Below are 11183 nucleotides of genomic sequence, written 5' to 3'. Positions count from 1 at the left end.
ACCCAGCGCCACTTTACGACCATCGCTTATTGGGAAATAGTAAGAATGCTTTGTTGATTCTCTAGAAACAACAAAGCCCGCTAAAAAGCGGGCTTTGTTTTAAAATTTGGTGGGTCCGGGCGAACTCGAATCGCCGACCCCTACCATGTCAAGGTAGTACTCTAACCAACTGAGCTACGGACCCAAATTTTGTGTTCTAAGCGAGGTTAGTGCTTTTAAAGGAAGTGGTGGGTCCGGGCGAACTCGAATCGCCGACCCCTACCATGTCAAGGTAGTACTCTAACCAACTGAGCTACGGACCCATTTCCTTCGAACGGTTGAGATATTAACGAGTGCCGATCTTTGGCGCAAGTACAAAATGCAATAATTTGAACCGTTTGGCGTCTTTATGTTCATCTTGATGGTTTAACAGTCAGAATTAGGTTCTGTGACGAGGTTAGAGGCCAGAGTGCGCAATGTAATTGTGATTTTTGTCACTCAAAGCCTTTGCTCGCAATGTGAGGCCGAAGTGGGGAGGGCAAGCGTAATTTATTGCTAAGTTGGAAACAACGACCCAACTTAGAGGCGATTATGCAGATAAAATACAGTGCGCTGGCGATTGCTATCATGGCTTGTGGTTACAGTAATGCGGATATTTTGGCCGATACACTGCCACTTAAAGTCACTCTTGCTCAAGATTATCAATCTGATATTGATTTTAAGAGCTATTGGGTTAGCGAAAAACTGGATGGTATTCGGGCGGTTTGGGATGGTGAAAAGCTACTGACTCGCAATGGCAACCCAATATATGCGCCCACATGGTTTGTAGAGGGCTTACCCAAAGAAGCGATAGAGGGTGAATTGTGGGCCGGTCGGGGAAACTTTCATGTAGTACAACAAACGGTGCTCGACCATGTTCCTAGTGATGAGGCGTGGAAACAAATCTCGCTGATGGTGTTTGATGCACCCGATGCTAAGGGAGATTATCCCCAGCGCTATCTTTACATACAACACTGGGTAGAACAGGCGAACGTGTCGCATGTTCGTTACGTTAAGCACCAGCAGCTCAGCGATGAGTTAGCGTTATTTAGACTACTTAATACAATTGAGTCTGAGAAGGGTGAGGGGGTGATGTTGCGCGCAATCAATACACCTTATATTCATGGGCGTTCGGAGGCGCTACTAAAGCTCAAACCATACCAAGATGCAGAAGCGACGGTCATTGGTTATACGCAGGGGAAAGGAAAGTACCAAGGGCAAGTAGGGGCATTGATTGTTCAAACAGAAGATGGCACTGAATTTAATTTAGGCTCTGGACTGAGTGATGAAATGCGCCAAGAGCCATTACCGATTGGTACAGTAATCACGTATCGTTTCAACGGTTACACCCATAAAGGACTTCCAAAATTTGCTAGGCTGCTGCGAGAGCGGATAGAAAAATAGCCAACTGAGTTGGCTATTTCTTAGGTCGATACGCCTAGTTATTTGGCGGCGAACTCAAGTTGGACACTTTGTTCTTGTCTGTGCATCCACAGTAGACGTTGTCCTAACATTAATGCGGCGATTGAAAGACCGATGATAATGCCAATCCAATAACCAGGTGCACCAAGAGGTTCGTGAGTAAATACTGTTGTGGCACCTAACAGATAGCCACTCGGAAGCCCAAATACCCAATATGAAATGAAGGTGCGCACAAAAATAGCCTTCATGTCTTTATAGCCACGCAATGCGCCTCCGGCGATGATCTGCACCGAGTCGGTACACTGATAGACAGCGGCGAGAAACATTAAGCTACCAGCCATCAAGATAACTTCAGGATCGTCGGTGTAAAGCTCGGCGATTTGCTCGCGAAAAACCACCGTAAATACGGCGGTGGTCATTGCCATCAGTAAGCCAACGACAATGCCAACGCGACTTGCAATCATCGCACCCTCGACAGACTCTTCCCCCATTTTATGCCCAACGCGAATACTCACAGCGGTAGCGATGCTTAAAGGAAGCATGAACACTAAAGATGAAAAGTTCATAGCGACTTGGTGCGCTGCAACCGTCATCGAACCCAGCGGGGCAATTAACAGTGCTACCACGGCAAACAAGGTCACTTCGAAGAACATCGATGCAGCGACAGGTAGCCCGAGGCCAAACAGTCGTTTAATTGCTTTAACTTGCGGCGGAATGAGTTTATCGAACACTCCAACTTTGCTAAGTCTTTTAGAGCGCAGTATATAGATCAGCATCATTGCCAACATGCTCCAGTAAACAATAGTTGTCGCAACACCACAACCGACGCCTCCTAGGGCAGGCATTCCCAATTTGCCGTAAACGAACATCCAGTTTAATGGGATGTTGAGAACCAAACCGACAAAACCAATCACCATCGCAGGCTTAGTTAAAGACATGCCATCGGTGTAACTTCTCAATACTTGAAACAGTAAGAAGGCGGGCGCTGCGGTCATCATGGCATACATGTACCCAGTCGCTTTCTCTGCCATTACATCTTCGACATTCATCCACCCTAGGATGAATTGGGTTTGTGCCAAGACCAAAACCACAGGTAATGTAATGAGTAAAGCGAGAAACACGCCTTGCTGCACTTCAAATGGGATCTGTTTGGTTTTACCTGCGCCGTTTAACTGAGCAATGATCGGGACAAGCGCCATGATAAGCCCGATACCAAATAGGATAGTCGGAAGCCAAACACTGGTCGCAACAGCTACAGCCGCCATGTCGGTTGGGCTAACGCCACCGGCCATGACAGTATCTACAAACCCCATTCCAGTTTGTGAAACAGAGGCGATGAGTACGGGAGAAGCGAGCTTTATAAGCGCTGATGCTTCATTTTTGTATCGATACAAAAACAACTCCAAAATGAGGTAGAAAAGCAGGACCCACGGTCGATTCTTCGAGATAAAAGACACGGTGGCGAAAGAATCTGGTTATGATAGAGAAATCGATTGCTGATACCAAATCAAAATCGAAAAATCGGTAAAAGAAATAAAACTACTGCTTACAAAAGCAGCGATAGAGGAATTTATGTTTACAGGTATCGTTCAAGGAACAGCGCCAGTTGTTGAAATCATCAAAAAAGAGCGTTTTCAAACCCACGTCATCGAATTGACTCCAGAGCTCATACAAGGGTTACAAATCGGGGCATCAGTTGCGCATAATGGTTGCTGCTTAACCGTGACCAAAATAGAGAGCAACCGAGTTTGGTTTGATCTCATGCAGGAAACCTTAGACAAAACTAACCTTGGGCTGCTGACTGAAGGTTGCTCTGTTAACATCGAACGAGCAGCTAAATTTGGTGATGAGATTGGTGGTCACTCTATGTCTGGCCATATCAGCAATGTGGCGACTATTTGTGATTTGGTTAAAATGGAAACGAACTGCACGGTTTGGTTTGAACTGCCAAATTTAGAAATGGCGAAGTATGTATTGGCGAAGGGCTATATCGGTATAGATGGATGTTCATTGACGATTGGTGAAGTTCAACAACACCGATTCAATGTTCACCTCATTCCAGAAACGCTTAACCGTACACTTTTTGGAGAGCGAGAAGTGGGCGATAAGGTCAATATTGAAGTTGACCCACAAACACAAGCGATTGTAGATACCGTTGAACGGGTGCTAGCTCAACGAGGAGTTTAAATAAAGAAAGGGCCGACATTATGTTGGCCCTTTCTTCATTGAAGCAATTTAGAATATCTGTTCATCATCAGCATCCACCGTCAACTTCACTTCATCGTGTAAGTCATCAACCATCATATTGAGATGAATAGCGTGGCAACACGCTGGACAGTCATCATAAAACTCTTGGCTGCCGTTAGATGCGTCTAGGGTGATTCTGATCATATGCCCACAATGTGGGCAGTTAACACTCTTCTCGGTGTAGTTTTGCATAGGCTCGTTCCTTACGTCTTAAAAGGTCCACATACCTTCATCTTAGGTGCGAAAGTTGTTTATGGAGATGAATTAAGTGGCAAAGTTGAAACAGTGCAAAGAATGAGACATAACTGGCAGGATAGTTTGAAGTGACTCGTAATATTAAATTAAAGGTCTGTGAAAATTGGAATGTGAGTAGCATGAATAAAATCTCGTGCTACTCACAAAAGTACCGTAGGGGCTTTAGCGGGGTGATACTGTACGGTGATCTTCTAGCAACTGCTCGATGAGCGCTGTAGCTTCATCGAGATAGTGACCACCAAACAAATTACAGTGGTTGAGTACATGATAAAGGTTATAAACAGGCTTTCTTTGTTGGTACTCGAACGGCAGTGGTCGAACACTTTCATAACCTTGGTAAAAATCAGGCAGAAAACCGCCAAATAATTCTGTCATGGCAATATCACACTCACTGTCTCCCCAATAACAAGCGGGATCGTAGCAGATTGGTCCAAAGGCGGAGTTGGACGCATTACCACTCCATAGATCGCCATGGAGTAACGAAGGTTTCGGTGAATGGCCTCTCAAAACATCATAGACTGTATCGACAATTAGGTCCGCAGGTCCGAACTCAATACCCTTCTCTTGCAATAATTGCAGTTGCCACCCGATACGTTGTTCAGAGAAAAAACGTGCCCAATTTTTGTTCCAATTATTTGGTTGCAGTGTCGCACCGACATAGTTGTCTTGGTCAAATCCATACTCTTTCTGTTCGCCCCAATTATGAAGCTTGGCGAGTTGCAGGCCGAGTTTGTAGTTGCCTTTATCGCACTCTAAAGGTTTCAAAGGTATGTAGTTTAGTACGATGAAAGAGCAGTCTTTAGAGATGCCATGGTGAACGTATTCGGGAACGAATATCGAGTCGGTTTTGCTCAAATGTCTTAGACCATCGGCTTCGGCCTCAAATCTGGGAAGAAATTCCCGGTCGTTGACTTTGATGAAGTAACGCTGTTCACCGTCGCTGATCATATAGCACTTACTAATATCGCCACCTTCGATTCGCACACGCTCCTCGATTTTAAAGTCGAACATTAGTACATCAGAAAGCTGTTTTGTGATGGATTGCCACATATTCACTCCTCAAATGAACCCGCTACAAAATTATATTAGCGCATATACGGTAATTAACTGTTAATTCGGGCACATAGCCATAAGATTTATTATTAAATTGGTCTATTTGGTGACTGCAATAACAAATATATTGGCGCTGAACTTTGCACACAAAGTCTGAACCGATCTCAGGTTTACACGGCGCATTGTGAGACAAGTCCTCTTTTAAACATGAGATTGGTTCAAATCTTGGCGAAATTTGATGGGAAAAGTATAGTGTTCCTTTGTTTGAATTTTCAATTTACTTGTTGATATGAAAGTACTAATTTGCGATGACTCTGCTCTCGCACGAAAGTCTTTAGCTCGCAGCATTACCCAGTGGGAGGGGTTACATATTCTTCTCGCTGAGGATGGCCGTGAGGCACTGAGCATACTGTCTGAGCAAAATATTGATGTTATGTTTCTTGACTTAAATATGCCTGTCATGGACGGGTATGAAGTGCTTTCTGTTCTTCCAGTATCTAATTACCACACCAAAGTTGTGGTGGTCTCCGGGGATATTCAGCAAGAAGCTAAAAGGCGCTGTTTATCGATGGGGGCACATGCCTTTATAGAGAAGCCATTCAAACAACAGGTCGCCGCTCCCTTATTAGCGTCGCTAGGGCTTAAATTTCATCAAACCAGTGGCAGCAATAGTCAAGAAGTTGCCATTGACCCGTTAGTGAAGTTCAAAGAGCTAAGCAATATTGCAATAGGCCGTGGCGCTGCATTAATGTCTGACCATTTTGGTCATTTCATTCACCTACCGGTACCGCACTTAGGACTAATCAATAGCGGTGAAGTGGCAATGATGGTCGATGATGTCCTGCATAGAGAAGGGGCCGTAGCTGTCGCTCAGCGTTTTGTTGGTGGAGGTATTCACGGTGAGGCATTAGTCTGTATGCGCGGAGATGACATTACTGAAATGGGGGCTAAACTGGCCTTTGTGTCAGAAGACTCCACCTACAACGAAACTGTCCTTAACCTCGCCAGCATTTTGATATCTTCTTACCTGGTGTCATTGGGTGATCAGCTCGATAGTCCGTTTTCTCTACGCCAGCCGTCTATTATCGATCGAATTAGAAGTGATTTCAGTACGTTAGGGCAGACCAGTTACGATGAGATCTTTACCGTAGAATATACCTATATTGCAGAGAACTCAGATTTTGAGTGTGAAGTGTTGTTCTTTATCGACCCGCAATCGATAGGGGCAGTGAAGAAAATAGTCGGGTCTTTCTAGCCATGAACCAAAATAGTGACTTAAACGAAATCCATCTACTCATGCAGATCATGGACAACATGGATGCAGGGTTAATCGTGATCGACCTAGATTATAACGTCTGTACTTGGAATAGCTTTATGCGCTCCTACAGCGGTATCGATTCTGATCTTATCCATGGGCATTGTTTATTTGATTTCTTTCCTGATTTGCCGAAAGCGTGGTTTATGGCCAAAGTGCAGTCAGTGATCAAATTGCAAATGAGAACCTTCTCTTCTTGGGAAGAGAGACCGTATTTGTTCGAATTCAATAACTTTTCACCCGTTACCCATGGGCTGAGTAAGATGTACCAAAACGTGGTATTTAGCCCACTTCGATCGCTAACTGGAGAGATCACTCACGTCAGCATCAAGGTGCAAGACGTGTCTGATATTGCCAAGAAAAAGCTTTTCCTCAAAGAGTCGAACCAAAAGCTTAGTCAGTTGAGTCGAACCGACGGCCTAACAGGGCTATATAACCGCGGATATTGGGAACAGTGCTTACAAGAACAGTTTGCAAGGTGCCAAACCGTTTCTTCTATTGCAACCCTGGTGATGTTTGATATTGATTTCTTTAAGAAAGTAAACGACACCTACGGGCATACGGCTGGAGATGGTGTCATTCGTAACACCGCTTATTTACTTAAGCAAACGGTGCGCAAAGCTGATGTCTGTGGCCGATATGGTGGTGAGGAATTTGGTGTCCTTCTCCCTGATACTAACGCTGAGCAAGCACACTATTTCTCGGAACGTTTGCGTAAGAAAGTGGAAGCAGGCATCGTTGATTATGAAGGAGAGCCGATCCGCTATACCATCAGTTTGGGTATTTGTCAGATTGATCCCGATATGGAAAGCCATACTCAATGGTTGGAAGCTGCAGACAAAGCGTTATACACGTCAAAACAATCTGGCAGAAATCTGTCTACAATCTATCAGTAATCACAATCAATGTATGAAAATCTCTTGAGATGTCATACTATTTACTTATACGTAGATATAAACACCAAACTTAAGGTGGAGAAAAATAGTGGTAGTAGAAACTGATGGCTATCTCGCTCTTATTGAGCACTTAACATTAAACCTAGATATTTTCGCATCTCAGGAAGGGGATACGGGCGACGAGAGCATTGAAGACGTCGTCACCGACATGATTGCCACCAACATTATGGCGTTATTTGATCAAAACCCAGAGCTTCACTCTAGTGTTCGATTCAAATTACTCAAAGAAGCTGATTCTGTGGTTGAAGATCTAGGCGAAGTGCTTGCTGGTGCCTGGTCTAAAAAAGCAACCAACGAGCAAATCGTCTTTCTCGATGAGTATATTGGCTTAGTAAAGAACCTATTTGATTCAGCAGTTGCCATTTACGACTAGTTTACACGTCTAAATTGCCAAAATGCGTCTGCCCAATACGGGTTGTCGAGTCTTGAGATAATGACCCCCTTTGACGTGGACGCATGTAGAAATTGATTTCCTCCTAAATACACTCCCACGTGGTTTTGCTTTCCTCGTAGCTTAAAAAATACCAGATCTCCCTGTTTCGCATTGGTGTAACTGACTGACTGCCCCTGCTTGACCTGTTCATGTGTGGTCCTTTTGAGTGGTGTTACGCTATAGCCCTGAAACGCTATCTGAGTGAAGCCACTGCAATCTATTCCAAACTTAGAGTTACCTCCCCAGCGGTAGGGAACGTCTCTCCATTCGCGATAGATGTTTTCCCAATGTGTTGAAAGTACTACCATATTTTTATTTTGTAGCTCACTCTTTGTATCGAACTTCGACGAGTTTTGCGAGCTACATCCGCTTATGAATAACGCAGATAAGCAGATTTTTGTCAGTATAAGTGTTTGTATTTTAAGCATTGTAATCTATACATCAATTGGAAATATTTTTGTCATAAAAGCGTCGTACTATCTTCCGACAATAATTCACTACTTTAATTTTGAGTTCAGGAAGATTCTATGGAACAGCTCAAAAAGCGTCGATTTTCACTTTCATTGACGCAAGCGATTATCGCAATTTTTACGACAATCGGCATTTTAGTTGCAGTATTAGCATGGATTAGCCATCAAGGTTTGCAACGAGTGGGTGAGCAGTTCGATAGCCTTTCGCAAAATGCTCTCCCAGTGGCTATGTCGAATGCACAACTCACGCAAAATGTACTTACTCAAATTAAAGTGCTTAACTCTGCAATGCAAAGTGAAAACCTTGAACAATTGAGCACTGCAAAAAATGAGTATGAAAGACTCCAACTAGATGCGCAATCCAATATTCAAGAACTTATCGATGTTACACGTGAACTTCCTGAAATTGTCTCAGCGGATGACCGAGAAGCCTTTTTCGCTAAATCTGATACGTTGATTAGCGATGCCCAGTTGATCATGGCCAATCAAGAAGCTGTCTTGAAAATATCCGAAGAGCTTGATGCAATCATTCCTGGCTTTCGCTATGGATTAAGCTCTATTGGACCTGAGATGAGCCGAGTCAGCTCTTTTCTTGCACAAGATAACCCTGAAGCACAGGATGCAGCGAATCGTTTCATTGCTAGTGCCAGTGCGATGGAAAGTACCTTCTTGATGCTATTAGTTGAGTCTGACCTAGACAAGGCGGACAAAGCGAGACGAGAGTTAGGGAACCGTATCGCTGGGATAAACCTCGGTTATGACGACTTCGCTGAGTGGCATCCGGATGTTGCGGAATTTGCAAGTTTGATAGCACCTTATGACATGGTGAAAGAAGGCTTTAAAGATGGCGGAGTGATCGACTTAACGCTGGAACGCATCCAACTGATGCAAAAACAAAAGTCATTGCTTCAACATGCCTCTCAAAATGTGACGGCGATGATTGCTATGTTGAACTCTCTGTCGGTCCAATCAGAGCAGCTCATTGGTAATAGCGAAGACTTGGTAAAATCAACCATCGCCCAAGTCACTAATATACTGATTTATGTCTCTTTGCTCATCGTCAGCATCATTTTAATCGCTGGTCGCCAAGTGCGTCGCTGGATCACCAAAGGGCTTAAAAACCTAACAGGTCAGCTGAAGCTTCTAAACAATCATGAGTTTAACCAACAAGCTGAGCTAATTGGTCCTTATGAGATGCGGGTCATCGCTGAAAGATTAAATCGCGTCATTGTTTCGACCCAAGAGTCTTTGTCGATGGTAACGAGTAACTGCGAAACCTTGTATCAAACGGCAGAGATAAGTCACTCTGCTGCAGAAGAGACAGAGAAAAGTCTTGAGACTCAAAACCAATCACTCAGCCAAATGGTCACCACGGTCTCTGAGTTGCAATCAGCGATCCGTGAAATAGCGCAAGTGACCAATGAGTCAAATGAAGAGTCGAAAGCGGCTTCAGAGCAATCTAAGCTTGGAAGTAAAGCCATCGGCCTGAATCAACAACGTTTGCAGATGCTAGAGACAACCCTGCAATCCAATGAAACATCTATGCATGAGCTAGACGAAAAGGTACGTCAAATTAGCGAAATGGTCGATGTGATCAGCAATATTGCCGACAACACCAACTTGCTTGCGCTTAATGCCGCCATAGAAGCTGCACGAGCCGGAGAGCAGGGGCGTGGCTTTGCTGTAGTTGCCGACGAGGTGCGAAATCTTGCCAGCAATACCAGCACTCAAACGAACAACATTCGCGAAATGATGACCGAGCTTCAGTCTGCGGCCAATCATGCAAGAAATGCGGTGACTGAAAGCCGCAATGAAATGAACCAAGCAATGACGTCAAGCGAGGATGTAAGACAAACATTTGCGAGTATTGAAGGGTCGATTGACCAGATCGTGCAGCGAGTGACACAAATCTCAGTAGCGACCGAACAACAAGAACGCGCAACTGCGGATGTTTCGGCCAATATTAAGAGTATTTCAGAGTTGGGTGATCAGACAAAACTCCAACTTGAAGCCATGATAGAAAGCTCCGAACAAGTGGCAGATATTGGCGGCCATCAGCAAGCAATGTTGCATAAGTATCAGCTCTAAGTTCTTGTAGACCAAAGCGTTTGCAGAGCGAAGTATAGAGAGGGCGCATCAGCGCCCTCAGTTATTTGGTTAGTTACGTATCCCGAAATGGTTGGGTCAGCATGTGCCATATATTTTGCTCTTGGCGTTTTCGGAATATGGGAATCCCAATCTCTACATCGTCATGCCCTAGAGCTGGTTGGGCGATGTAGCTGGAAAACCAGCGATCCCACACGGAAAGAAAAAAACCAAAATTCGAGTGGGTTTCCTTAACAATAACGGAGTGGTGCACTCGGTGCATATCTGGTGTAACCACCACCTTTCTTAATACTTTGTCTACAGACAGCGGCAGCTTGGCATTGCTGTGATTAAACATCGCACTGGCATTGAGCAAAATTTCAAAGACAACCACGGCGAGAGGTGATGCACCAAGAGCCACGACGGCCAAGATTTTTATCCACATCGACAAGATGATTTCAATTGGATGAAACCGAGCACCAGTAGTGACGTCGATATCCTGATCGGCATGATGCATGCGGTGTAATCGCCATAACCAAGGGTTTCTATGAAACCACCGATGTTGCCAGTAGATCACAAGGTCTAGCACAACCACGGTAACAACAATGTTTAGCCATATCGGGGCACTTGCAATATTCAATAAGCCCCATTGATTGTTTTGTGCCATTTGTGCGGTTTCAAAAGCTAATAGCGGCATTGTGATAGTGAGAACGATCGAGTTAAAGCCGACCAGCCCTAAGTTATTTAACCAGCGCTGCCATTTGGATTGGGTTAGTGCCTTACGAGGTTTAAGATACTCCCACATGGCACAAGCCACTAAAACAAACAAAAAAACTCCAAAGCGAATAGTATCCATCTTTACTCTCTGTTTATGCTAATATCGCCGCCTTTCATCTCGCACACCCAGCAATTAAGGTTAGCAAAGACAC

General features: G+C 44.4%; 11 protein-coding genes and 2 tRNA genes. 6 read left to right on the top strand and 7 right to left on the bottom strand.

Annotation, left to right across the window (positions count from 1 at the left end; genetic code table 11):
• Positions 1 to 107 precede the first annotated feature (107 nt).
• Positions 108 to 184 (bottom strand) — tRNA-Val (locus J4N39_RS07260).
• 41 nt (positions 185 to 225) lie between these two features.
• Positions 226 to 302: transfer RNA gene (locus tag J4N39_RS07255), tRNA-Val, on the bottom strand.
• Between the two features lie 268 nt (positions 303 to 570).
• Between J4N39_RS07255 and J4N39_RS07250 the strand changes: the two genes are divergently transcribed.
• On the top strand, positions 571 to 1422 hold the full coding sequence (locus J4N39_RS07250) for a DNA ligase (protein ID WP_503063886.1): 852 nt from the start codon (positions 571 to 573) through the stop codon (positions 1420 to 1422).
• A gap of 38 nt (positions 1423 to 1460) precedes the next feature.
• On the opposite strand, the gene J4N39_RS07245 is transcribed toward J4N39_RS07250, so the two are convergent.
• Positions 1461 to 2834, bottom strand: a complete 1374-nt coding sequence (locus tag J4N39_RS07245; protein WP_252023567.1) for an MATE family efflux transporter — start codon at positions 2832 to 2834, stop codon at positions 1461 to 1463.
• Between the two features lie 178 nt (positions 2835 to 3012).
• Between J4N39_RS07245 and J4N39_RS07240 the strand changes: the two genes are divergently transcribed.
• Positions 3013 to 3627 (top strand): riboflavin synthase subunit alpha, encoded by a 615-nt coding sequence (locus J4N39_RS07240; protein WP_252023565.1) that lies wholly within the window; start codon positions 3013 to 3015, stop codon positions 3625 to 3627.
• Positions 3628 to 3675: 48 nt separating this feature from the next.
• Here J4N39_RS07240 and J4N39_RS07235 read toward each other — a convergent pair whose 3' ends face one another.
• The gene (locus J4N39_RS07235; protein WP_252023564.1) at positions 3676 to 3879 is read right to left on the bottom strand and encodes a CPXCG motif-containing cysteine-rich protein; all 204 of its coding nucleotides are present in this window, start codon (positions 3877 to 3879) and stop codon (positions 3676 to 3678) included.
• 225 nt (positions 3880 to 4104) lie between these two features.
• A complete protein-coding gene (locus J4N39_RS07230; protein ID WP_252023561.1) occupies positions 4105 to 4992 on the bottom strand; it encodes a fructosamine kinase family protein in 888 nt (295 codons plus the stop codon).
• A gap of 292 nt (positions 4993 to 5284) precedes the next feature.
• Between J4N39_RS07230 and J4N39_RS07225 the strand changes: the two genes are divergently transcribed.
• From J4N39_RS07225 to J4N39_RS07215, 3 genes are all read left to right on the top strand, one after another.
• Positions 5285 to 6250, top strand: a complete 966-nt coding sequence (locus J4N39_RS07225; protein WP_252023559.1) for a response regulator — start codon at positions 5285 to 5287, stop codon at positions 6248 to 6250.
• Between the two features lie 2 nt (positions 6251 to 6252).
• Positions 6253 to 7206: a GGDEF domain-containing protein gene (locus J4N39_RS07220; protein ID WP_252023557.1), complete on the top strand. Its 954-nt coding sequence runs from the start codon at positions 6253 to 6255 to the stop codon at positions 7204 to 7206.
• 88 nt (positions 7207 to 7294) lie between these two features.
• Positions 7295 to 7639 carry a DUF3802 family protein gene (locus J4N39_RS07215; protein ID WP_252023555.1) on the top strand — a complete coding sequence of 115 codons (345 nt, stop codon included), beginning with the start codon at positions 7295 to 7297 and terminating at the stop codon, positions 7637 to 7639.
• On the opposite strand, the gene J4N39_RS07210 is transcribed toward J4N39_RS07215, so the two are convergent.
• On the bottom strand, positions 7636 to 8127 hold the full coding sequence (locus J4N39_RS07210) for a C40 family peptidase (protein ID WP_503063883.1): 492 nt from the start codon (positions 8125 to 8127) through the stop codon (positions 7636 to 7638). The two genes, J4N39_RS07215 and J4N39_RS07210, sit on opposite strands and share 4 nt — an antisense overlap.
• Positions 8128 to 8226: 99 nt before the next feature.
• On the opposite strand from J4N39_RS07210, the gene J4N39_RS07205 reads away from it, so the two are divergent.
• Entirely contained in the window at positions 8227 to 10257 is a 2031-nt protein-coding gene (locus tag J4N39_RS07205) for a methyl-accepting chemotaxis protein (protein WP_252023551.1), read from the top strand.
• A 73-nt stretch (positions 10258 to 10330) separates the two neighbouring features.
• Here the strand turns inward: J4N39_RS07205 and J4N39_RS07200 are convergent, their stop codons facing one another.
• The gene (locus J4N39_RS07200) at positions 10331 to 11110 is read right to left on the bottom strand and encodes a sterol desaturase family protein (protein ID WP_252023549.1); all 780 of its coding nucleotides are present in this window, start codon (positions 11108 to 11110) and stop codon (positions 10331 to 10333) included.
• Positions 11111 to 11183: the final 73 nt, after the last annotated feature.

The sequence above is a fragment of the Vibrio sp. SCSIO 43136 genome (genome assembly GCF_023716565.1).
In the GTDB taxonomy this organism is placed as follows: Bacteria; Pseudomonadota; Gammaproteobacteria; order Enterobacterales; family Vibrionaceae; genus Vibrio.
This window is presented reverse-complemented; position numbering and strand designations above follow the sequence as displayed.

What these genes read in the sequence shown, in the direction of transcription:
- J4N39_RS07250 (WP_503063886.1), top strand. Translation starts at nt 571, where the DNA reads ATGCAGATAAAATACAGTGCGCTGGCGATTGCTATCATGGCTTGTGGT.
- J4N39_RS07240 (WP_252023565.1), top strand. Translation starts at nt 3,013, where the DNA reads ATGTTTACAGGTATCGTTCAAGGAACAGCGCCAGTTGTTGAAATCATC.
- J4N39_RS07235 (WP_252023564.1), bottom strand. Translation starts at nt 3,879, where the DNA reads ATGCAAAACTACACCGAGAAGAGTGTTAACTGCCCACATTGTGGGCAT.
- J4N39_RS07230 (WP_252023561.1), bottom strand. Translation starts at nt 4,992, where the DNA reads ATGTGGCAATCCATCACAAAACAGCTTTCTGATGTACTAATGTTCGAC.
- J4N39_RS07225 (WP_252023559.1), top strand. Translation starts at nt 5,285, where the DNA reads ATGAAAGTACTAATTTGCGATGACTCTGCTCTCGCACGAAAGTCTTTA.
- J4N39_RS07220 (WP_252023557.1), top strand. Translation starts at nt 6,253, where the DNA reads ATGAACCAAAATAGTGACTTAAACGAAATCCATCTACTCATGCAGATC.
- J4N39_RS07210 (WP_503063883.1), bottom strand. Translation starts at nt 8,127, where the DNA reads ATGCTTAAAATACAAACACTTATACTGACAAAAATCTGCTTATCTGCG.
- J4N39_RS07205 (WP_252023551.1), top strand. Translation starts at nt 8,227, where the DNA reads ATGGAACAGCTCAAAAAGCGTCGATTTTCACTTTCATTGACGCAAGCG.
- J4N39_RS07200 (WP_252023549.1), bottom strand. Translation starts at nt 11,110, where the DNA reads ATGGATACTATTCGCTTTGGAGTTTTTTTGTTTGTTTTAGTGGCTTGT.